Raw genomic sequence first — 23,439 nt, 5'->3', positions numbered from 1 at the left:
GCAGCTTATGTACGATCAACATTATGGACTGACGGGTCGGCCTTTCCAGCTCACCCCCGATCCCAAATTCTGGTTCGAGACCGCCACCCACCGCAAGGCGATGGCGTATCTCGGCTATGGTCTGGCGCAGGGCGAGGGCTTCATCGTCATCACCGGCGATATCGGCGCGGGCAAGACGACGCTGGTCGGTCACCTGATGGACACGATCGACCTGCAGCGCCTGAACGCGATCAAGCTCGTCTCGACTGCGATTGAGGCTGACGACCTGCTCCGGATCGTCGCTACCGATCTGCAGGTCGATCCCGCCGGGCTGAGCAAGGCCGAGCTTCTCACCGCGATCGAGCGCGGGCTGCACGCGGTCGCGCGCACCGGCAAGCGGACGCTGCTGATCGTCGATGAGGCGCAGGCCTTGCCCGTCGATGCACTCGAAGAACTGCGGATGCTGTCGAACTTCCAGGCTGGCGGCCATGCTCTGCTGCAGATCGTCCTGCTCGGACAGCCCGAGTTCCGCGACCGGCTCCACGGCTCGGAGCGTCTCGAACAGCTCCGCCAGCGCGTGATCGCGATCCACCATCTCGATCCGATGGAGGAGCATGAGGTCTCGGATTATCTCGCGCACCGCCTGACGGTGGTCGGCTGGACGGGTAACCCCGATTTTACCGAGGATGCGTTCGCGGCGTTCTTCACCGGGTCGGCTGGCGTGCCGCGTCGTCTGAACCAGCTTGCCGGGCGGGTGATGCTGCACGCGGCGATCGACGACCTCACGGTGATCGACGGCGATACGGTACGGGCGGTGCAACGTGACCTTGAGGGCGACCTGCCAATGATTGCGCAGGATCGCGGAAAAGGTGCGCATAACGCGTACGAACCGCGCGAACCCGTGTCCACGCCGCGTGTCGACACGCCGATCACCGATCCTGCGGTCGAGGAGCGGCTCGCTGAACTAGAGGCGCGGGTGGACATGCAGGACAAGGCGTTACGTCGCGTGCTGACGCTGCTGGTCGACTGGGTCGAGGGCGACGATACCAAGCCGGAATACGCACCCATCCGCGGTGTGGCCGCCTGGCACGATGCTGCCTGAAATGCCTGTTCTCAATGGCATGTCGGTCGATGTTGAGGACTGGTTCCAGGTCGGCGCGTTCGAGAAGGTGATCGACAAGGCCGACTGGGACTCGCTCCAGCCGCGCGTCGAGGCCAACACCGACGCGGTCATGGCCCTGTTCGCCGAGCGCGACACGAAGGCAACCTTCTTCACTTTAGGCTGGGTAGCCCACCGCTACCCCGCCCTGATCCGCCGCATCGTCAACGCCGGACATGAGGTTGCCAGTCACGGCTGGGACCACCAACGCGTCTTCACGATGACGCCCGAGTTTTTCCGCGCCGATCTTTTGCGCGCTCGGACGGCGATCGAGGATGCGGCGGGGACGAAGGTTACCGGGTATCGCGCGCCGAGCTTCTCGATCGACCAGCGTACGCCTTGGGCGCATGTCGAACTGGCCGAGTCGGGCTATGCCTATTCCTCCAGCGTTGCGCCGGTGAAGCACGATCATTACGGCTGGCTTGATGCGCCACGCTACGGGTTCAAGCCGCTGCCCGACAGCGCGCTGATCGAAGTCCCGGTGACGGTGGCCAAGTTCGGCGAGCGCAAGCTGGCGACCGGCGGGGGGTTCTTCCGGCTGCTCCCGGCGGCGATCACCGATCTCGCGGTGCGGCAGGTCAATCTCGAAGACCGCCCGGCGATGTTCTATTTCCACCCTTGGGAGATCGACCCCGCGCAGCCGCGTGTCGATGCGGCACCTATGCGGTCTAAGATCCGTCACTATTCGCGGCTCGGCGCGATGGCCGGCAAGTTGCGCGGACTGCTTGGCCGGCACGATTGGGGCCGTGTGGACACTGTCGTAGCGCGCGAAGCGGCGCGGCTGGCGTGACCGCGCCGATGCCCGTCGGCGTGCGCAGAGCGGACCTTCGCGACCCGGCTGAATATGCGCGGATCACGGCGTTCGTAGAGGCCAGCGACGGCGCCACGCCGTTCCACCTGCCCGCCTGGAGCCTCGCGGCGCAGGACGGCTGCGGCCAGTGCGCGCATTATCTGGTGTCGGAGAACGGAGGCGCGATCGACGGCGTGCTGCCGTTGACCGAGATGCGCTCGCCACTGTTCGGGCGCGCGTTCGTGTCGACCGGGTTTGGCGTCGATGGCGGCATTTTGGGTGATGCGGTCGAACCGCTGTCGGCGGGCGCTTGGAACCTTGCGCTGCGAACCGGTTGTCCCTCGGTCGAGTTGCGTGGAGGCCCTGCGCCTAGGGGCTGGGATAGCGATGACACCAGCTATCTAGGCTTCGTTCGCGACCTGGCCGCGGATGACGATGCGGAACTGCTCGCGATCCCCCGAAAGCAGCGTGCCGAAGTCCGTCGGGCACTCGGCTTCGACCTAGAGATCGTCATTGGCAACGACCGGGCAATGCTGGCCGAGCACTACCGAGTCTATGCGGAGTCGGTTCGCAATCTTGGCACGCCGGTCTTCCCGGCTAAGCTTTTCCGTAGCGTTGCGAGCGTGATGGATGCAGATGTTCTCACCGTTCGACACAAAGGCCGCGCTGTTGCGAGCGTCTTGAGCCTGTATTTCAACGCCACTGTCTATCCCTATTGGGGCGGCGGGACCGATGCTGCGCGCGGCTTGCGCGCCAACGACCGGATGTATTTCGCGCTGATGGCGCATGCCCGCGCGCGTGGTTGCACCCGGTTCGATTTTGGCCGTTCGAAGACCGGTACGGGGGCGGCGGCGTTCAAGAAGAACTGGGGTTTCACGCCCCAGCCGCGACTCTATGCCAAGCGCAGCGGCGGCCCCGCGCGAGAGGTGAATCCGCTGAACCCGAAATACGCGCTGATGGTGCGGACGTGGAAAAAGCTCCCGCTCTGGGCGGCCAATGCAGCAGGACCGTGGATTTCCCGAGGCCTGGGGTGAGCCTGCTCTTCCTGGCGCACCGCATCCCCTTTCCGCCCGACCGCGGCGACAAGATCCGCAGTTTCCATATACTCCAGTATCTGGCGACGCGAACGCCGGTGCATCTGGTGGCGTTCGCCGACGACGAAGCCGACTTAGATCCGCCTGCCGTATTCACCGATATGGTGGCGAGTTGCGCGATCTTGCCACGCCAGAAGTCTCAGAAACGTGCTGCGATTGAAGCGCTAGCGACAGGTAAGCCCGTTTCGTTGACCGCATTTGCGAGCGCGGCGATGCAGGATGCCGTCGATCGTGTCTTGCCCGAGGTTAGCAGGGTCTACTGCTTCTCCGGCCAGATGGCGCAGTATCTGCCGGTTGGCGGTCCGCCGGTCGTCATGGATCTCGTCGACGTCGATTCGGCCAAGTTCGCTGGTTTTGCCGACGACGCATCGGGGCCGATGCGGTGGATGATGCGCCGCGAGGCTCGGCTGCTCGGCGCGTTCGAGCGTGAGGTGGCGGGCAGGGTGTCGGCCAGCCTGTTCGTCAGCGAGGCTGAAGCGGGGTTGTTCCGGGAGGGTGGGGCAACCGGGCGGATCATTGCGGTCGAGAACGGCATCGATTCGGCGAAGTTCGATCCGGTAGCTAACTTCGCCCGCCAATCTTCCCCCCTCCCTGAAAGGGAGGGGCCGGGGGTGGGTCGGCTTCCGTATTCTCCACCAGCTGCGACCCAAGCGGGCCGACCCACCCCCAACCCCTCCCTTTCAGGGAGGGGGGCAGAAGCGTTGATCGTCTTCACCGGCCAAATGGACTACCGGCCCAACATTGACGCCGTCATCTGGTTCGCGCGCGACATCCTCCCGCTCGTGCGCCAACGCTTTCCCACCCACTTCGCGATCGTCGGCCGGGCGCCGAGCGCCGCCGTTCAGGCGCTCGCGAGCGATCACGTCACCGTCACTGGCGCGGTCGACGACGTCCGGGGCTGGCTCGCCGCCGCGGACGTCTGCGTCGCCCCGCTGAAACTCGCCCGCGGCATCCAGAACAAGGTGCTCGAGGCGATGGCGATGGCGCGCCCCGTCGTCGCCTCGACGGCCGCGGCCGAGGGCATCGACCATGCCGGCACGATCCATGTCGCCACGACCGCGCAGGAGTTCGCCGACCGCATCTGCGACCTGATCGAAGCCCCCGACACGGCAGCTGCGCTTGGCCAGTCCGCCCGCGCGCAGGTCATCCGCCGCTACGGCTGGGACACACGCCTCGCGCCGCTGGACGCGCTGCTCGGCCTCTCGGAATGACCGCATGGCGTCGTCACGGCATCGCGCTCGCGGTCGTCGCGGTGCTGATACTCCTGACGTTCCGAAGCGACGTTGCCGATCTCGCGCATATCTGGTGGACCAGCACCACCTTCGGCCACTGCCTATTCATCGGCCCCGTGATCGTGTGGTTGCTCTGGCAACGCCGTGCCGAGCTGGCGCAACTGACCCCGACCGGCTGGTGGCCTGGCCTCGCACTAGTCGCGATCGGCGGGTTCGGCTGGCTGATGGGCGATGCAGCCTCGGTCGGGTTCGCGCGCCACCTCGGGCTCATCATGATGTTGCAAGGCGCGGTCGTGACGATCCTCGGCCCCAACGTCGCGCGCGGGCTGCTCTTCCCGCTCGCCTACGCGTTCTTCCTCGTGCCGTTCGGCGAGGGCCTCGAACCGCTGCTGCAGACCGTCACGGTCGCGATCGTCATGCCGCTGCTCCACCTCGTCGGCGTACCCGCGGTCGTCGACGGCGTGCTGATCCACGCCGGGCGCTATTATTTCGAGATGGCCGAGGCCTGTTCGGGCGCCAAGTTCGTCATCGCGATGGTCGCGTTCGGGGTGCTCGTTGCCAACCTCTGCTTCGTGTCGTGGAAGCGCCGCGCGGTTTTCCTAGTCGTGTCCGTCGTCGTGCCCGTTATCGCCAATGGCTTCCGCGCGTTCGGGACGATCTGGGCGGCGGACCTCACTTCGGTCGAGGCGGCGACGGGGATCGATCATATCGTCTATGGCTGGGTGTTCTTCGCGCTGGTCATGGCGGGCGTGATGGCCATCGGCTGGCGCTGGTTTGACCGCGCACCCGATGATCCCGCGTTCGATCCGGCGAAGCTTAAGGCGACACCACATCACGGGACCGATCTCGCCATCGCGACGGCGTTGGTCTTAGCCACTGTCGCAGCGTTCCCGGCGTGGAGCGCGGCAGTCGCCAGCCGCGCACAGCCCCTTCCCGCGCATATCGACCTGCCCGAGATCGCCGGCTGGCAGCGCGTTCCGGTTAGCACGCGCGCGCCGTGGACCCCCTATTACCCCGGCGCGGACCATTATCTGTTCGGCCGCTACGCCGACGCGACCGGCGCGCAGGTCGACATGAGCATCGCGGTGTTCGGCAGCCAGCATGAGGGCAAGGAACTGATCGCCTACGGTACCGGCGTGCTGCGCGAGGAAGATCGCTGGGTCCGCGTCGCCGATTTGCCGAATATTGCAGGCGGTAGCGTCATGCGGATCACTGCGCCGGGACCCGTAGAGCGGATCGTCGCGACGTGGTACCGGGTCGGCGACACGACCGCGCAGGACGAAACGCTGGTGAAGATCGAAACGATGAAGGCGCGGTTGCTCGGGGGGCCGCAACGCGCGGTGGCGATCCACCTGTCGGTCGAGGGCGCCGATCCACGCCCGATCGCGCGCTTCCTTGCCGCGCTCGGACCGATCGCGCCGGTCGCCGATCACTCCGCGGGGATGCGCTAGATGTGCGGCATCGCCGGGATCTTCCACCCCGGCACGCCCAAGCCGGTCGACCCGAACCGCGTCCACGCGATGATCGCGGCGCTGTCGCATCGCGGCCCCGACGGAGACGGCATCTGGACCGCGCCCGGCGTTGGTCTGGGGCATCGCCGCCTGTCGATCATCGACCTCGAAGGCTCGCCGCAGCCGATGTCCGATGGCTCGCTGACGATCACCTATAATGGCGAGGTGTATAACTTCGCCGAACTACGCAACGAACTGGCCGCGAAGGGTGCGATCTTCCGAACGTCCGGCGACACCGAAATCCTGCTGCATGCTTGGCGCGCCTGGGGGCCGTCGATGCTCGACCGGCTGAACGGCATGTTCGCCTTCGCGATCCATGACACTGCCGCGCACACGCTGTTTCTCGCGCGCGACCGGATGGGCGTGAAGCCGCTCCATTATGTCGAACTGGCGGACGGGTCGCTGGCGTTCGCGTCGGAATTGAAGGGCCTGCTTGCGCATCCACAACTTCGCCGCGTGCCGGACTTGCACGCGGTCGAGGATTACCTGGCGTTCGGGTACGTCCCCGATGACTCCTGCATGGTCGCGGGCGTCAAGAAGCTCGCGGCTGGGCATTTCCTGCTGGTCGAGCGTGGCAAGTCGGTGCCGCAGCCGCGCAAATGGTGGGACGTCGACTTCTCGAACCGCGCGACTGGTTCCGCCAAAGCGCTGGGCGAGGAACTGGTCGACCGCATACGGGCCGGCGTGCGGTCGCGCATGGTCGCCGACGTGCCGCTGGGTGCGTTCCTGTCGGGCGGGGTGGACAGTTCCGCGGTCGTCGCGCTGATGGCGGAGGCCAGCCCGAAGGCGGTCCGGACTTGCACGATCGGGTTCGACGAGGCCGGGCATGACGAGCGCAGCTATGCCGACACCGTCGCGCGGCGTTTTGCGACCGATCACCGCGAGCGCGTCGTCCAGTCTGGTGATTTCGGGCTGATCGATACGCTGGTCGCGAGCTTCGACGAGCCCTTTGCGGACGCCTCCGCGCTCGCCACTTATCAGGTCTGCGCGCTGGCCAGGGAGAGCGTCACCGTCGCGCTGTCTGGAGATGGCGCGGATGAAGCGCTCGCCGGATACCGCCGCTACAAGTTCCAGTCGGTCGAGGAGCGCGTCCGCGGCTTGCTGCCGTCGCATCTCCGCGCCGACGTCTTCGGCACGCTGGGCCGCTGGTATCCGAAGGCCGACTGGGCGCCGCGGCCGCTTCGCGCGAAGTCGACGCTGCTCGCGCTCGCGCAAGGTGGCGGTGAGGCCTATGCGCGCTCGGTCGGCGTCACCACGCCCGAACTCCGCGCGCAGCTGTTCAACGCCGGCGCTCGCGCGAAGCTCGGTGGATACCGGGCCGAGGACCGCTATGTCGCGACGATGGCGAACGCGCCCGCCCGCGACGCGATCGACCGCGCGCAATATGCCGACATCAAGCATTGGCTGCCCGGCGACATCCTGACCAAGGTCGATCGGACCAGCATGGCGGTCGGCCTCGAAGCGCGCGAACCGCTGCTCGACCACCGCCTGATCGAGTTCTGCGCGACGCTGCCGGCGACCATGCGGTTGCGGCACGGCGAGGGCAAATGGCTGATGAAGAAGGCGATGGAGCCGTATCTGCCGCGCGACATCCTCTATCGCCAGAAGATGGGCTTCGTGACGCCGATCAGCGCCTGGTTCCGTGGCGCGCTGGCAGGCGAGGCGACCGCGCTCGCCAAGTCGCGGACGTTGGGCGAGACGGGGTGGTTCGACATGGCGACGATCGCGCGGATCGCCGACGAGCACCGGATGGGGCGTGCGGAACACGGTCGGACCTTGTGGCAGTTCGTGATGCTCGAACGCTCGATGAAGCGGATGTTCGGGTAGCAATCATTTGATCCTCCCCCTGGCGGGGGAGGACTTTAGAGTTTTAGAACAGCCCTTCGATCAGCCCATCAGCGTTCAACCGGATCGCCTCGGCGGCCGGCACGCGCGGCAGGCCCGGCATCGTCATGATCTCCCCGCAGATCGCGACCACGAACCCGGCACCGGCCGCGAGCCGGACTTCACGCACCGGCACGATGTGCCCGGTCGGCGCACCGAGTAGGGCAGGGTCGGTCGAGAAACTGTACTGCGTCTTCGCAAGGCAGACGGGCAGATGGCCGTAGCCCGCATCCTCCCAGCGCTTCAACTGCGCGAGGACGCTCGGCTCGGCGACGGCGTGCTCGGCGCGGTAGATGCGGCGTGCGACGGTATCGATCTTGTCGAACAGCGACAGCTCGTCGCCATAGATCGGCGCGAACCCGCCCCCGTGCCCGTCGCAAAGCTCGGCGACAGCGTCGGCCAGTTCGACCGCACCGGCGCCACCATCGGCCCAATGCCGGCAGAGGATCGCGCGCGAGCCGTGGTGCGCAGCGGCCTCGACGATCGCAGCGATCTCCGCGTCGCTGTCCGTGTAGAAATGGTTGATCGCGACGACCGCGGGCACGCCGAACTGGCGGATGTTCTCGATGTGCCGGACAAGGTTGACCGCACCGCGGCGTACCGCGTCGACGTCTTCACGCCCCAGGTCCGCCTTGGCGACACCGCCGTTCATCTTCAGCGCGCGCGCCGTCGCGACGATGACCACCGCATCGGGGGCGAGTCCCGCCTGGCGGCACTTGATATCGAAGAACTTTTCCGCGCCGAGATCCGCGCCGAAGCCCGCCTCGGTCACGACGTAATCGCCGAGCGAGAGCGCCGCCCGCGTTGCGATCACCGAGTTGCAGCCATGCGCGATGTTGGCGAACGGTCCGCCGTGGAGGAACGCCGGCGTCCCCTCCAGCGACTGGACGAGGTTGGGCTTGATCGCCTCGGCCAGCAGCACCGCCATCGCACCGTCCGCCTTCAGGTCGCGCGCGGTGATCGGCGTGCGGTCGCGCGTATAGGCGACGACGATATCGCCCAGCCGCCGTTCCATGTCCGCGAGCCCGTCGGCGAGGCACAGGATCGCCATCACCTCCGACGCGACCGTGATGTCGAAGCCCGACTCGCGGGGATAGCCGTTGGCGACGCCACCGATCGACTGGACGATATCGCGCAGCGCGCGGTCGTTCATGTCGAGGACGCGCCGCCAGACCACGCGCCGCACGTCGATCTGGAGCGCGTTGCCCCAGTGGATATGGTTGTCGATCATCGCCGCGAGCAAATTGTGCGCCGCTGTGATCGCGTGGAAATCGCCGGTGAAGTGGAGGTTGATATCCTCCATCGGCGCGACCTGCGCACGACCACCACCGGTTGCGCCGCCCTTGGTCCCGAAACAGGGCCCGAGCGAGGGTTCGCGAAGAGCAAGGACGGCTTTGCGCCCGGTATGGCGGAGCGCGTCGGCGAGGCCGATCGAGGTGGTGGTCTTGCCTTCGCCTGCCGGGGTCGGGTTAATCGCGGTGACGAGAATGAGCTTGCCGTTCGCCGGAGACTTGCGTGCGTTCAGCCATTCGAGCGAGATCTTCGCCTTGTACCGGCCATAAGGTTCGATCGCGTCGTCGGGAATCAGCAGGCTCTCGGCGATGGCGGCGATAGGGCGCAGGGCGACGCTGCGAGCGATGGCGATATCGGTTTCCATGGCGCTGACCTAGCGGGGCCGGGGATGGCTTTCCAGACGATTAGGAGTCCCGAATGCAGAACGGCGCCCGCTTTGTGAAGCGAGCGCCGTCTGTAATCCGCCGTCGATAGGACGCCGTATGATTACATCGTCTGCAGTTCGGTGATGTGCGACTGGACGACCGGCACGATCCCGGCCGCGACCGTCTTCAGGCCCGCCACGGTGCCCTTGTCGGCATAGCCCTGCTGCAACGTCAGTGCCTTGGCATGCGCCGCCTTCTGCTGCGTCACGTACAGCCGGTCGCGCGCCGTGCCCTTCGCCGCGCGAAGTGCCGCGACGTTCTTGGCACCCATCGGATCGAGCTTAGGCGGTGCGACCTTCACATGCGCCGCCATCGCCGCGGCTTTTACGTCCTCGGAGCTCTTGGTGTGATCGGTGATCATCATCTGCGCAAAGCTCTTGAGCTTCGGATTGGTGGTCGTCTCGAGCAGGATCTGGCTCGACGTCTTCTCATACAGGTCGCCGGCGCCGGCCTTCATCACATAGGTGGATGCGGGCATCGGTGCCTGTGCAGAGACGGCGGCAATCGGTAGCGCGATCAGCGCGGCGGCAGTCAGAAATCGTGTCATGGTCTTCTCTCTCCTGTTGAAACTGTCGTTCAATCGTTCGCGGTGCCGGGCTCGGCCATCTTGCGGTGCATCTCGGCGAGCACGGCGTTCGGCGTGACGTTGGCGACCGCCGACTGGATCTTGTTCTTCCAACCCGACACAACCGCGGCCTTGCCGGACATCAGCGCGTCCCAGCCGTCCCTGGCGACGTCGGCGGGATCGCTTTTCTTGGGATCGGTGCCGACGTCGGTGTCGAGCATGTGCGCACGGTCAAAGAACTCGGTATCGACCGGGCCGGGCATGAGGTTGGTCAGCGTGACGCCGTCCGCATCCTTGATCTCGTTCTGGATCGCCGCGACGAAGCTGTCGACGAAGCTCTTGGTGCCGTTATACACCGCCTGGAACGCACCGGGGATGTACCCTGCGATCGATCCGGTCACGAGCACCTTGCCCGCATTGCGCGCGACCATCGGCGGCAGCACCTTCTGCAACAGATACGCCGTGCCGATGACGTTGGTGTCGACGACCTTGCGCCACTCGGCCAGATCCTGGTCGAGGAACGCCTTGCCGAGCCCGCGCCCGGCATTCGCGCAGACCAGATCGATCGTCCGGCCGTTCGTCGCCGCCAGAAGCTGGTCGACACCCTCGATCGTCGAGAGGTCGGCCTGGAGCGACTGAACATCGGTGCCGAACTGCTTGAAGTCCTGCGCGGCGGCGTCGATCAACGCCTCGTCGGCTACGACCAGTATGTCGTAGCCGTCCTTCGCCGCCAATGTCGCCAGTTCGAAGCCGATGCCCGTCGAGGCACCGGTGATGATCGCAAATTTATCGGCCATTGTCAGTCATCCTCAGTTGAAGCCGGGCTTGAGCACGACCTTCGTCACTTCGTTCTGGTTGTTCTTGAACATGTCGTAGCCCTTGGGGGCGTCCTCCAGGTCCATGCGGTGCGAGATCAGGAAGGTGGTGTCGATCTTGCCCTCCATGATCGCGTTGAGCAGCGCGGGCATGTAATGCTGGACGTGCGTCTGGCCGGTCTTGAGCGTCAGCCCCTTCTCCATCAGCGCACCGAGCGGGAACTTGTCGATGAACCCGCCATACACCGCTGGCATCGACACGCGCCCGCCCTTGCGGCAGGCGATGATCGCCTGGCGGATCGAATGCGCGCGATCGGTGCCGAGGAAGGTCGAGGCCTTGATCTGGTCGACGACGTTGTCGACGAAGAAACCGTGTGCTTCCAGGCCGACGCTGTCGATCACCGCGTCGGGGCCGATCCCGCCGGTCATGACCATCAACGCCTCGTAGACTGCGCTTTCCTTGTAGTTGATCGTCTCGGCGCCGAACTTCTTCGCAAGGTCCAGGCGGTGGGGAAAGTGGTCGATCGCGATCACGCGTTCGGCGCCCATCAGGAACGCCGACTGCACCGCGAACAAACCAACCGGACCGCAACCCCAGACGGCGACCGTATCGCCGGGCTCGATCTGCGCATTCTCCGCCGCCATCCAGCCGGTGGGCAAAATGTCGGAGAGGAACAACACCTTCTCGTCGTCGACACCGTCGGGAATGACGATCGGGCCGACGTCGCTGAACGGCACGCGGACATATTCCGCCTGGCCGCCGGCATAGCCGCCCGTCATGTGGCTGTAGCCGAACAACCCGGACATGGGCTGGCCGTAGATTTCCTGCGCGATGTCCTGATTGTCGGCGGGGAGGCCGTTGTCGCACGCCGAATACTGGTGCTTGCCGCAATGGTAGCAGCTGCCGCAGGCGATCGTGAACGGGACGACGACCTTCTGGCCCTTCTTCAGCGTCGACTTCGCGCCGACCTCGACGACTTCGCCCATGAACTCATGGCCGAGGATGTCGCCAGCCTGCATCGTCGGGATATAACCGTCGTACAAATGCAGGTCGGAGCCGCAGATCGCGGTCGCGGTGACCTTGATGATGCAGTCGCGCTGGTTGACGATTTCGGGATCGTCGACCGTATCGACGCGGACGTCGTGCTTACCGTGCCATGCCAGAGCGCGCATTAGCGTCGCTCCTCAATAAGAATCGCGCGCATTAGGCGAGTTCCTCTTCATGCTGCTTGCGGTTCATCGCGGCAGTCGCGATCTCGCCGGTTTCCATCAACTGCTTGAAACGGCGTAGGTCCCGGCGGGCCTGGATCGCGGGTTCGCGCTGGAACATCTTGGCGATCAGCTTGCCGATCACGCCGCCCGGCGGATCGTACAGGATGGTCGCAACGACCACCGTGCCGCGCGCGCCCGCATCCCGAAACTCGACGCGGCCGCTGTTAGGCACATCGGCGCCATCCTCCGACGACCATGCGATGAAGCCGTCCTGCGCTTCGTCGGTAATCGCCGACGTCCATTCATAGGATTTGCCCGCCGGACCCTTGACCACCCAATGCGAGCGGCGCTGGTCGAGGACGTCGATACGCTCGACATTCTCCATGAAACTCGGAAGGTTCGCGAAATCGCGGAAATAGGCAAACAGTTCGCCGACCGGGCGATTGATTGTAACCGCACGGGCAACGATGCTGCTGCCCTTGCCGTCCGCAAGGTCCTGCGTCGCGTCCGCTACGGCGTCGCTTCGCTTGGACGTGCTTAGTGGAGCGTCATCTCTTGGATCGCTTTCAGTCATCACCGTCTCCTGGCTGCGAAGTCCTTCCAACAGTGTCCGAAGACCTATGTTCCGCCGCCTTGGTCTTGAATTTGCAAGACTTGATATCGATCAGGACATTCGGCCCCGCGCAGAATCCGCTCAGTGTCACGAAGTTTACATCGTCACATCCGGGAGCCGGCGTTCGTTACACTCGCACGCCAATCTCGGGGCTTTTCGGCCGCTGAGCGATGTAAACATACCTACAAGTCGATCATCGCAGCAGACGAGGACCGCCCGTGACCTACCAGAAGCACATCGCCCAGTTGACCAACCTCATCGCCGACCAAAACGGCACGTGGGACGCGATCTCGCCCGAGTCCGTCGCGCGGATGCGGTTGCAGAACCGGTTCACCACGGGTCTCGACATCGCGCGCTATACCGCGGCGATCATGCGCAAGGACATGGCAGCCTATGACGCAGATCCGGCGAACTACACGCAGTCGCTCGGTTGCTGGCACGGGTTCATCGCGCAGCAGAAGATGATCAGCATCAAGAAGCATTTCGGCACCACCGACCGCCGGTATCTCTACCTCTCCGGCTGGATGGTCGCCGCGATGCGGAGCGAGTTCGGCCCGCTGCCCGACCAGTCGATGCACGAGAAAACCAGTGTCCCCGCGTTGATCGAGGAGCTCTACACCTTCCTGCGCCAGGCCGACGCACGCGAACTCGGCATGATGTTCCGCGACGTCGACGCGGCACGTGCGTCCGGTAACGCGATCGAGGAACAGCGCCTGCTCAACGCGATCGAGAACCACCAGACGCACGTCGTGCCGATCATCGCCGACATCGATGCGGGCTTCGGCAATGCAGAAGCAACCTACCTGCTCGCGCGGAAAATGATCGAGGCGGGGGCTTGCGCGCTCCAGATCGAGAACCAGGTCAGCGACGAGAAGCAGTGCGGCCACCAGGACGGCAAGGTCACCGTGCCGCACGAGGACTTCCTCGCGAAGGTCCGCGCGTGCCGCTACGCGTTCCTCGAACTCGGCGTCGAGGACGGCATCATCGTCACGCGCACCGACTCGCTCGGTGCCGGCCTCACCAAGCAGATCGCGGTCAGCAAGGAGGCGGGCGACCTCGGCGATCAGTATAACTCGTACCTCGACTGCGAGGAGATCGACCCGGCGACCGCGCAGAACGGCGACGTCATCCTCAACCGGGACGGCAAGCTGCTGCGTCCCAAGCGCCTGCCGTCGAACCTGTTCCAGTTCCGCGCGGGGACCGGCGAGGATCGTTGCGTGATGGACTGCATCGCGTCGCTACAAAACGGCGCCGACCTGCTATGGATCGAGACCGAGAAGCCGCACATCGAACAGATCGCCGGCATGGTTGACCGCATCCGCGAGGTCGTTCCGAGCGCGAAACTCGTCTATAACAACTCACCGAGCTTTAACTGGACGCTGAACTTCCGCCAGCAGGTGTTCGATGCCTGGTCTGCTGCGGGCGAGGACGTGTCGACCTATGATCGCGCGCGGTTGATGAGCGTCGATTACGACGGCACCAAGCTCGCCGACGAAGCCGACGAACGCATCCGCACTTTCCAGGCGGATTCGGCAAAGCGCGCGGGGATCTTCCACCATCTGATCACGCTGCCGACGTATCACACGGCTGCGCTTTCGACCGACAATCTTGCCAAGGAGTATTTCGGGGATGCGGGGATGCTCGGCTATGTGAAGGGCGTCCAGCGCAAGGAAATCCGTGAGGGGATTGCCTGCGTGAAGCACCAGAACATGTCGGGCTCGGATCTTGGCGACGACCATAAGGAGTATTTTGCGGGTGAGGCTGCGCTGAAGGCTGGCGGCGCGCATAATACAATGAATCAATTTGCGGCGTGATGCCCAAGCCGGAGCGAAAGCTCCGGCGCGGATCCGGCATCACGCCCGGCCGGCGGGGCCAAAAGCCCCGTCCGACGACGCGGCTTTGCCGCGGCGCGTAGCCTAGTTTCGAAGAGGCTCGCGAAAGCCGACATCCGTATCGAGTGATCCTCCCCCGCCAGGGGGAGGTGTCGCCGAAGGTGACGGAGGGGGAAGACACGGAACAGAGGTTTCCCTTGCCTCCCCCTCCGTCAGGCAAGCGCCTGCCACCTCCCCCTGGCGGGGGAGGATCGTAGCACCGTCGCGTAAGTCACGCCGACCAGCTTTACTCCGCCGGGTCCACCCGGTCCGCCGCAAGCGGTTCCGCCAGCGCCGTCCCGCCCAGCGATGCCAGCACCGCCGCCGTCAGCGCATCGAGCCCATACGGCTTCTCCAGCATGATCGCATCCGTATCGCCCTGAACCGACGCGGTGTCACCGCTCGCGAAGACGATCCCCACGCCCGGCCGCAGCGCGCGCGCGGTGCGGGCGAAGTCCGGCCCCGACAAGCCGGGCAGGTTGATGTCGGTCACCAGCGCGTCGATCGGCACGGTCTGGAGCGCGGTCATCGCATCCTCCGCGCTCGCCGCGTCAACCACCACGAAGCCGCTGCCTTGCAGCATCTCGGCAGTGTTCGCGCGGATCATCTCGTCGTCCTCGACCAGCAGGACGGTGCGCCGTGCCGATGCGTCCAGCCGCCGGTCCGCCTCGATCCGCGCGTCGCGCGCGACCTTGGCGGCCGGAGCATCGCCACGTTGCCGATTGGCCAGCACTTCGCGGAACTTTCGTGCCAGCGCCTCGCGCGAATATGGCTTCGACAACAGGTCGACGCCGGCATCGAGCTTGCCGCCGTGCACGATCGAGTTCTCGGTATAGCCCGATGTGAACAGCACCACGAGATTGGGTAGCCGTTCCTTTGCCTTGCGTGCGAGTTCCGGGCTCTTCAACGTTCCGGGCATCACCACGTCGGTGAACAGGATGTCGATCGGCACGCCGCTCTCGACCACGTTGAGCGCGCTGGCCGCGTCGACCGACTTCAGGACGCTGTAGCCGAGATCGGTGAGCAGCTCGACCACGGTGGTGCGGACCTCGTCGTCATCTTCGACCACCAGCACCGTCTCCGTGCCGCCGCAGATCGGCCCTGCATCGGCGACGACCTCGACGTCCTCGCTCTCCATCGCGCGCGGCAGATAGAGCTTGATCGTCGTGCCTTCGCCGACCTCCGAATAGATCTTCACATGGCCGCCGGACTGTTTGACGAAGCCGTAGACCATCGACAGACCCAGGCCCGACCCCTTGCCTTCGCTCTTGGTCGAGAAGAACGGTTCGAACACCTTCTCGATGATTTCGGGCGACATGCCGCTGCCGGTGTCGGACACCGCGAGCAGGACGTATTGCCCGGCTTCAACCTCCTCGTGGCTGCGCGCATAGGCGTCGTCGAGGTGGGCGTTGCCGAGCTCGATGGTGAGTTTGCCCTGGCCCTCCATCGCGTCGCGCGCGTTGATCGCGAGGTTGAGCAGCGCGTTCTCGATCTGCGCGGGGTCGATGAAGGTGTTCCAGAGGCCACCGCCGACCACGGTCTCGATCTCAACGCCTTCGCCGATCGCGCGGCGCAGCATGTCGTCCATCCCGCGCACGAACCGCGTGACGTTGACGACCTTGGGCTCGAGCGCCTGGCGACGCCCGAACGCGAGCAGCTGCGAGGCGAGCTTCGAGCCGCGTGTGACGCCGGCCATCGCGTTGGCGACCCAGCGCTCCGCACGCTCGTTGCCGGCGAGGTTCTTGCCGAGCAGCTGGAGATTGCCCGAAACGACCTGGAGCAGATTGTTGAAGTCGTGCGCGACGCCGCCGGTTAGCTTGCCGACGGTCTCCATCTTCTGCGATTGCGCGAGCTTGGCTTCGGCCTCGCGGCGCTCGCCGATCTCTGCGATGACGCGCGCCTCCAGCGTCTCGTTGAGCTGGCGGAGCTGATCCTCGGCGCGCTCGCGGTGGCGGACCTGGCGGGCGAGCGCTTCGGCCTGTTCGCGCAGGGCGGCCTCGGCGGCGCGCTGATGCGTGATGTCGGTGTGGACGCCGACCCATTCGATGACTTCGCCGCCTGCGTCGAGGATCGGCAGGCTGCGGACCGCGAAGGTGCGCCATGCCCCGCAATGGCGGCGGACGCGGTGTTCGAACACGAACATCGACTTGTTCAGGACCGCGGCGGTCCACGCCTTGATCGTCGATGCGACGTCGTCGGGGTGGATCGCGTCGGCCCAGCCGAAATTCTGGTATTCGTCGATCGACTGGCCGGTGAGCGTCGCCCAGCCGGGTTGCTCGCCGATCATTCGGCCGTCCGGGCTGTTGGTCCAGAGCACGCCGTGGACCGCATCCATCGCGGTGCGGAAGCGGCCGTTGCTGATGCCGAGTGCGGCCTCGCGTTCGGCGCGATCCTCCACGTCGATGCCGAGCACGTAGATGCCGGCGATCGCGCCGTCCGCCTGGACATGCGGGACATAGCGAAATTCGGAGCGGCGCGGACGGCCGTCGCGGTGCGGAAAGACGGTCTGCGCGATGAAGCTCTCGCCGGCCAACGCGCGCTCGAACGAGGGGCGGCGATCCTGGTAGACCGCGTCGCCGAGCACGTCGCGGACGGGCTTGCCGATCATCGTCTCGGGCGAGATGCCGAGCCATTCGTCATATTGCGCGTTGGCGAGACGATAGACGTGGTCGCGATCGACGTACGAGATCAGCATCGGCACGGCGTCGGTGACACGGCGGAGTTCGGCTTCGCTGGCGGCGAGGCGGTGCTCGGCTTCGACGCGGCCGCTATTGTCGACCATCGTGCACAGGACGCCGCCGACTGTGCCACCGGCGCAATAGACAGGCGTGTAGAACAGGTCGAGCGTCAGCGTTTCGGGGCCTTCGGGGCGCCGGAACAGGATCGGCTGGTCGCGATAGGCGACGGTCTCGCCGCGCAGGCTTGCTTCGAGGACCGCGCGGTTCCAGTCCCACACCTCGGGGAACGCGGTCGCGACCGGGCTGCCGAGCGCGGCCGGGTGGCGGTCGCCGGCGACGGCGCGGTAGCTGTCGTTGTAGAGCATGATGTGCTCGGGGCCCCACATCACGACCTTGGCGACGGGCGAGTTGAGGATGTTGGCGAGCGTGACGCGGAGCTCGGCGGGCCACGAGTCGATCGGGCCGAGCGACGTCGCGCCCCAGTCGCGCTGGCGGACGAGCATCCCGCATTCGCCGCCGCCGATCAGGATTTCCGCTGGTGCGGCCAAGGCGGCGCTGCGGTCGCGCATCTGCTCGAGCGCGGTGCGGACGATGGCGGCGGCGTCGCCATGCCCTCCATCGGTCAATTCGTCGATGTAGCTGCCGAGGTCTGCGGGCAGGGAAATGGTGCGCGACGAGTCAGGCGTTGTCATGCCGGACTAGTGGGTATCGCGCGCACGCCTGTCAATGATTAGGGGTGTTTGGGGGGGACTGTACCTGAGCGCACCTTATCGATCGCGCGAACACCAACCCCGGCGAAGGCCGGGGCCCAATTGGGTGACGTAGCTAACGGCGCGCTCCGCTCCATTATTGCGACCTCTCCAATTGGGTCCCGGCTTTCGCCGGGGTGGTACGGGGTAGCCGAACTCAACCCTGTTTCCCCGCGAAGGCGGGGACCCAGACTGGGCTCCCGCCTTCGCGGGAGAACAAAGAAGGGCGGGCTGTCGTTCGGCAGCGCGCCCTTCATTCTCTCGGTCGATCAGCCCTCGGTGCGCGGCAGGCCCAGCGGGTTGTCGTGCTTGACCGCCTTCGGCAGCAGCGCATCCGGCAGGTCCTGGTAGCAGACCGGGCGCAGGAAGCGCTCGATCGCCGCTGTACCGACCGAGGTCGTGCGCGGGTCCGACGTTGCGGGGAAAGGCCCGCCATGGACCATTGCAGGGGCGACCTCGACGCCCGTCGGCCAGCCATTCGCGAGGATGCGACCAGCCTTGCGCTCGAGCACCGGCACCATCGCTGCAGCGTCGGCATAATCGCCGTCGTCGATCTGCAGCGTGATCGTCAGCTGACCCTCGACCTGTTCGAGAACCTGGCGGACCTCGGCGAGATCGGCGCAGCGGACGATTATCGAGGCCGCACCAAAGACTTCATGCGACAGCGCAGGGTCGGCGACGAACGCCTTCCCAGTGGTCGAGAACAACGCTGCACGACCGCGGTTTGCGCCCTCGGCCTCGGTGCCGCGGGCGAGGGTCTCGACTGCATCGTGACCGGCAAGCGCGGCGACGCCCTTGTCGTAGCTGGCGTGAATGCCGGGGGTCAGCATGACCTGCGGCGCAGCCTCGCCAAGCGCAGCCGCGGCGGCTTCGACGAAGGTGTCGAGATCCGGGCCATCGACCGCGACGACGATGCCGGGGTTCGTGCAGAACTGGCCCGAGCCCATCGTCAGCGAGCCGACATAGGCCTTGCCGAGCGCTTCACCGCGCGCCGCGAGGGCTGCGGGGAACAGGATCACCGGGTTGACGCTGCTCATCTCGGCATAGACCGGGATCGGCTCGGGGCGGGCTGCGGCGAGTGCGACCAGCGCAAGGCCACCGCCGCGCGAGCCGGTGAAGCCGACCGCCTTGATCCGAGCGTCCTTGACGAGTGCCGCGCCCAGTTCGTTGGCGGGACCCTGGACCAGCGAGAACACACCCTCCGGCAGGCCGCACTTGGCGACCGCGGCCTGGATCGCCTTGCCGACCATCACCGACGTGCCGGGATGCGCGGGGTGGCCCTTGACGACCACCGGGCAACCGGCGGCGAGTGCGGACGCGGTGTCGCCGCCAGCGACCGAGAAGGCGAGCGGGAAGTTCGACGCGCCGAACACCGCGACGGGGCCGACCGCGATGCGGCGCTGGCGCAGGTCGGAGCGGGGGGCGGGCTTGCGCTCGGGCTGTGCTTCGTCGATGATGACCGAGGCCCAGGTGCCAGCGCGGAGATGCTTGGCGAACAAGCGGAGCTGACCGGTGGTACGACCGCGCTCGCCTTCGAGGCGTGGGCGGGGCAGGCCGCTCTCCTGGATCGCACGAGCAACGAGCGGATCGTGGATCGCCTCGATCTCGTCGGCGATCGTCTCGAGGAATTTCGCACGCGTTTCGGGGTCGGTCTCGCGGAAGGTATCGAACGCTGCTTCGGCGAGCTTGCAGGCTTCCGCGACGTCTTCTTCACTCGAAACGGCAAAGGCGGGTTCGATCTTTGCGTCGGTCGACGGGTCGATCGCGAGGAAGGTGACGTCGCTGTCTACGGCGCGCGCGCCGATCGGGAAGGTACCGTCCATGTCAGTTCTCCAAATCAAATCGAGGGACGCGCCGACCGGAACGGCGGTGCGTCGGGAAATCGTCGGCCAAGATGCGCCGAGGCCACAAAGGTCGCGCTATCACTCTCGGCTACCTGCTCCAATGTGGTGCGAAGGCGAACCATGTTCCAGTGTGTAGCAGCAGTCGCGGACGGCAATGTGACACCGCGGCCATGGCTTGGGTAGAGTGTACGGATCAGATCGTATCGCACGCGCACTCCCCGTCCGTCCCATATGTGCTTGCTGCCCGGTAAGGCAAAACCCGATTGTCCGACTAATCTTGGGAGCGATAACACGCAAGTGCGAACGGCCGCGGCGCGATGTTCTCTGAGTATACGACCACAGTAACTCAGATTACATGCTGATAATATTGCGATCACCTGCTAAAAAGCGCGGCATGAGCCTCGCCACGCGCAAGCCGCGCAACACTTCGGGCCGCAGAAGCGGCGCACCCACCATTTCCGACGTCGCGGTTCTCGCAGGCGTCTCACCCATGACCGTCTCGCGCGTCATCAACGGGGAAGCGAAGGTTCGGGAAGCGACGCGCGAGGCGGTCAACGTCGCGATCGATACGCTGCGATACGCACCCAACCGCGCCGCGCGCAGCCTGGCCGGCGGCGGGCAGATGCGGATCGGCCTACTCTACAGCAACCCGAGCGCTGCGTATCTGAGCGAGTTCCTGGTCGGCAGCCTCGAACAGGCAAGCCGCAGCGACGTGCAGTTGATCGTCGAGAAATGCGACATCGGCGACCATGAGATCGAGGTCGCGCGGCACATGATCGAGAGCGGCATCGACGGCGTCATCCTGCCGCCGCCGCTGTGCGATTCGCGTGCGGTGCTCGACGTGCTGACGGAGGCCGGCGTGCCGACCGTGGTCGTCGCGACCGGGTCCCCACCGGAAGGGTCGGCCGCCGTGACGATCGACGATTTCGAAGCGGCCCGCGCGATGACCGAACACCTTGTTAAACTTGGTCATTCGCGAATCGGATTCATTATCGGCAACCCGAACCAGACCGCAAGCCGGCTTCGTCACGAAGGGTATCTCGCGGCGATCGCCGATGCCGGTCTGGCGCCCGACGAGTCGCTGGTGGTGAGCGGCCTGTTTACCTATCGCTCCGGGCTCGACGGTGCCGAGCAATTGCTCGACGCGAAGGATGCGCCCACCGCGATCTTCGCCAGCAACGACGACATGGCGGCGGCGACCGTCGCGGTCGCGCATCGCCGCGGTCTGGACGTGCCGGGCGACCTGACGGTGTGCGGGTTCGACGACAGCGCGCTCGCGACGACGATCTGGCCCGAACTGACGACGATCCACCAGCCGATCGCCGACATGTCGCGTGCGGCGGTCGAACTTCTCGTCTCGGCGATCTTCAATCGTCGCAGCGGCGGCAAGGATGCGAACGGCCACGTCGTTCTCGATTACACGCTGGTGCGTCGTCAGTCGGACGCTGCGCCGCGTCGCCGACCACCGTCGCGTGTTCACGCATAGTATCGACTGGCGCTTGACCGACCGACGACCGTCGCGGTAGCGCTCCCATAAGATAATCGACCGCGTTCAGGAGAGTTTGCAGTGGACCGTGTACCGGTGAAGCCGTTCCGATCGCGCGACTGGTTCGCCGATCCCGCCCGCTCGGACATGACCGCGCTGTATCTCGAACGCTTCATGAATTACGGGCTTACCCCGGCGGAACTGCGCTCGGGGCGGCCGATCATCGGTATCGCGCAGTCGGGCAGCGACCTGAGCCCGTGCAACCGCATCCATCTCGAACTCGCCAAGCGCACGCGCGACGGAATCCGCGACGCAGGCGGCATCGCGATGGAGTTCCCGGTCCATCCGATCTTCGAGAATTGCCGGCGGCCAACCGCGGCGCTCGATCGCAACCTCGCATATCTCGGTCTGGTCGAGACACTGTACGGCTATCCGATCGATGCGGTGGTTTTGACCACTGGGTGCGACAAGACGACGCCATCAGGCATCATGGCGGCGTCGACCGTCGATATCCCCGCGATCGTGCTGTCGGGCGGGCCGATGCTAGACGGCTGGCATGACGGCGAACTGGTCGGGTCGGGCACCGTGATCTGGCGTAGCCGGCGCAAGCTGGCCGCGGGTGAGATCGACGAGGAGGAGTTCCTCAACCGCGCCACCGACAGCGCGCCGTCAGCCGGGCATTGCAACACGATGGGCACGGCCTCGACGATGAACGCGGTCGCCGAGGCGCTAGGGTTGTCGCTTACCGGCTGCGCGGCGATTCCCGCACCGTACCGCGAGCGCGGTCAGATGGCGTACGAGACCGGGCGGCGGATCGTCGAGATGGCGTATGAGGACCTGCGCCCGTCGAAGATTCTCACGCGCGACAGCTTCCTAAATGCGATCCGCGTGGTCAGCGCGATCGGCGGGTCGAGCAACGCGCAGCCGCACATCATGGCGATGGCGCAGCATGCCGGCGTGACGCTGTACCCGGAGGACTGGTCGGATCACGGCTACGACCTGCCGCTGCTGGTCAACATGCAGCCGGCGGGCAAGTATCTCGGTGAGCGGTTCCACCGGGCGGGCGGTGTGCCTGCGGTGCTGCACGAACTCATTGCGGGCGGGAAGCTCGACACTAGCTGCCTGACCGTCACGGGCCGGTCGATCGGTGAGAACATCGCTGGCCGCGAGACGCGCGATCGCGAGATGATCAAGCCGTTCGACGCACCGATGATGGAGCGCGCGGGCTTCCTGGTACTGAAGGGCAATCTGTTCGACTTCGGTATTATGAAGACATCGGTAATCTCGCCGGCGTTCCGCGCGCGGTATCTGTCGACGCCGGGCGCGGAAGATCGGTTCGAGGCGCGGGCGATCGTGTTCGAGGGCTCGGACGATTATCACCACCGGATCAACGATCCCGCGCTCGACATCGACGAGGGCTGTATTCTGGTGATCCGGGGGGCGGGGCCGATCGGCTGGCCGGGCTCGGCGGAAGTCGTCAACATGCAGCCGCCCGATGCGCTGATCCAGCGCGGTGTGCTGGCGCTGCCGACGCTTGGCGACGGGCGGCAGTCGGGGACGTCGGACAGCCCGTCGATCCTGAACGTGTCGCCTGAGAGTGCTGTCGGCGGCGGACTGTCGTGGATCCGGACGGGCGACGTCGTGCGGATCGATCTGGTTACGGGTCGGTGCGATGCGCTGGTCGAGTCCGACGAGATCGCGCGGCGCAAAGGCGAGGGGCTGCCACCGGTGCCTGAGAGCAATACGCCGTGGGAGGAACTGTACCGCGAGAAGACTGGGCAGCTCGCCGAGGGGGGCGTGCTGGACTTCGCGGTGAAGTATCGCGGGATTTCGGCGAAGACGCCTCGGCACAATCACTGAGGGCTGAGGGCGGGGCTCGGTGTCTCACCCCATCCTTGAGTCACTGATCATCTTCCGCGCCGAGAATGCATATTGGCTGAGCCTTGCGATGAATGCGCAGGGTTCAGCCAATATGGTTTCGCGCCTCCGCTGGAGTGACCGAGCGAGGCGGCCAGGCGCCTCGAGACGCGGTATCATGAACCGGAGTCGTCCCCCAAAAAACGCCTCCCCGGCGAAGGCCGGGGCCCAGTTGGGGGACGTTGCTAGCGGAGGAGGGGCCGCCGTTATTTCCGCCTCGCCAACTGGGCCCGCTTCCGCCGGGGTAGTGCTATCGTGGGGAGGACAATGGCGGTCTGACACGACCACGCCAAGTCGGACCCCGCGATGAATCGTACCTACC

The 23,439-nt window shown here is 65.9% G+C and carries 16 protein-coding genes; 9 read left to right on the top strand and 7 right to left on the bottom strand.

Annotated features, from left to right (window positions below; genetic code table 11):
* The first annotated feature begins 7 nt into the window (after positions 1–7).
* From C8J25_RS13865 to C8J25_RS13840, 6 genes are read left to right on the top strand one after another with little or no spacing between them, the layout of a single operon-like run.
* On the top strand, positions 8–1,081 hold the full coding sequence (locus C8J25_RS13865) for an ExeA family protein (RefSeq protein WP_107954928.1): 1,074 nt from the start codon (positions 8–10) through the stop codon (positions 1,079–1,081).
* 1 nt (position 1,082) lies between these two features.
* Complete coding sequence (locus tag C8J25_RS13860; RefSeq protein ID WP_244187101.1) at positions 1,083–1,928, top strand: XrtA system polysaccharide deacetylase; 846 nt, start codon at positions 1,083–1,085, stop codon at positions 1,926–1,928.
* Complete coding sequence (locus C8J25_RS13855; protein ID WP_107954927.1) at positions 1,925–2,962, top strand: FemAB family XrtA/PEP-CTERM system-associated protein; 1,038 nt, start codon at positions 1,925–1,927, stop codon at positions 2,960–2,962. The genes C8J25_RS13860 and C8J25_RS13855 overlap by 4 nt, the downstream gene beginning before the upstream one ends.
* Positions 2,959–4,233, top strand: coding sequence for a glycosyltransferase (locus C8J25_RS13850; protein WP_244187099.1), 1,275 nt, complete (start codon positions 2,959–2,961; stop codon positions 4,231–4,233). The genes C8J25_RS13855 and C8J25_RS13850 overlap by 4 nt, the downstream gene beginning before the upstream one ends.
* Complete coding sequence (xrtA, locus tag C8J25_RS13845) at positions 4,230–5,705, top strand: exosortase A (protein ID WP_107954926.1); 1,476 nt, start codon at positions 4,230–4,232, stop codon at positions 5,703–5,705. The genes C8J25_RS13850 and xrtA overlap by 4 nt, the downstream gene beginning before the upstream one ends.
* A complete protein-coding gene (locus tag C8J25_RS13840; protein WP_107954925.1) occupies positions 5,706–7,592 on the top strand; it encodes an XrtA/PEP-CTERM system amidotransferase in 1,887 nt (628 codons plus the stop codon).
* A 43-nt stretch (positions 7,593–7,635) separates the two neighbouring features.
* On the opposite strand, the gene C8J25_RS13835 is transcribed toward C8J25_RS13840, so the two are convergent.
* From C8J25_RS13835 to C8J25_RS13815, 5 genes are all read right to left on the bottom strand, one after another.
* Positions 7,636–9,306, bottom strand: coding sequence for a formate--tetrahydrofolate ligase (locus tag C8J25_RS13835; protein WP_107954924.1), 1,671 nt, complete (start codon positions 9,304–9,306; stop codon positions 7,636–7,638).
* 122 nt (positions 9,307–9,428) lie between these two features.
* Positions 9,429–9,914 carry a DUF4142 domain-containing protein gene (locus C8J25_RS13830; protein WP_244187098.1) on the bottom strand — a complete coding sequence of 162 codons (486 nt, stop codon included), beginning with the start codon at positions 9,912–9,914 and terminating at the stop codon, positions 9,429–9,431.
* A gap of 29 nt (positions 9,915–9,943) precedes the next feature.
* Complete coding sequence (locus C8J25_RS13825; RefSeq protein WP_107954923.1) at positions 9,944–10,729, bottom strand: SDR family NAD(P)-dependent oxidoreductase; 786 nt, start codon at positions 10,727–10,729, stop codon at positions 9,944–9,946.
* A gap of 12 nt (positions 10,730–10,741) precedes the next feature.
* Entirely contained in the window at positions 10,742–11,920 is a 1,179-nt protein-coding gene (locus C8J25_RS13820; RefSeq protein WP_107954922.1) for a zinc-dependent alcohol dehydrogenase, read from the bottom strand.
* Positions 11,921–11,951: 31 nt separating this feature from the next.
* Positions 11,952–12,533, bottom strand: coding sequence for an SRPBCC family protein (locus C8J25_RS13815; protein WP_107954921.1), 582 nt, complete (start codon positions 12,531–12,533; stop codon positions 11,952–11,954).
* 257 nt (positions 12,534–12,790) lie between these two features.
* Here C8J25_RS13815 and C8J25_RS13810 point away from each other — a divergent pair, with 257 nt between their 5' ends.
* Positions 12,791–14,386: an isocitrate lyase gene (locus C8J25_RS13810; protein WP_107954920.1), complete on the top strand. Its 1,596-nt coding sequence runs from the start codon at positions 12,791–12,793 to the stop codon at positions 14,384–14,386.
* A 304-nt stretch (positions 14,387–14,690) separates the two neighbouring features.
* Here C8J25_RS13810 and C8J25_RS13805 read toward each other — a convergent pair whose 3' ends face one another.
* Together C8J25_RS13805 and C8J25_RS13800 are read right to left on the bottom strand one after the other, a co-directional pair.
* Positions 14,691–17,813, bottom strand: a complete 3,123-nt coding sequence (locus tag C8J25_RS13805; RefSeq protein ID WP_107954919.1) for a hybrid sensor histidine kinase/response regulator — start codon at positions 17,811–17,813, stop codon at positions 14,691–14,693.
* 326 nt (positions 17,814–18,139) lie between these two features.
* Positions 18,140–19,693, bottom strand: coding sequence for an aldehyde dehydrogenase (NADP(+)) (locus C8J25_RS13800; protein ID WP_107954918.1), 1,554 nt, complete (start codon positions 19,691–19,693; stop codon positions 18,140–18,142).
* A 415-nt stretch (positions 19,694–20,108) separates the two neighbouring features.
* Between C8J25_RS13800 and C8J25_RS13795 the strand changes: the two genes are divergently transcribed.
* Both C8J25_RS13795 and C8J25_RS13790 read left to right on the top strand, forming a co-directional pair.
* Positions 20,109–21,200, top strand: coding sequence for a LacI family DNA-binding transcriptional regulator (locus C8J25_RS13795; RefSeq protein ID WP_107954917.1), 1,092 nt, complete (start codon positions 20,109–20,111; stop codon positions 21,198–21,200).
* A gap of 81 nt (positions 21,201–21,281) precedes the next feature.
* Positions 21,282–23,060 (top strand): IlvD/Edd family dehydratase, encoded by a 1,779-nt coding sequence (locus tag C8J25_RS13790; RefSeq protein ID WP_107954916.1) that lies wholly within the window; start codon positions 21,282–21,284, stop codon positions 23,058–23,060.
* Positions 23,061–23,439 lie beyond the last annotated feature (379 nt).

This window comes from Sphingomonas faeni, assembly GCF_003053745.1.
GTDB classification, from domain to species: domain Bacteria; phylum Pseudomonadota; class Alphaproteobacteria; order Sphingomonadales; family Sphingomonadaceae; genus Sphingomonas; species Sphingomonas faeni.
The sequence above is the reverse complement of the archived record's forward strand: the minus strand, read 5'-3'. Positions and strand labels throughout refer to the sequence as shown.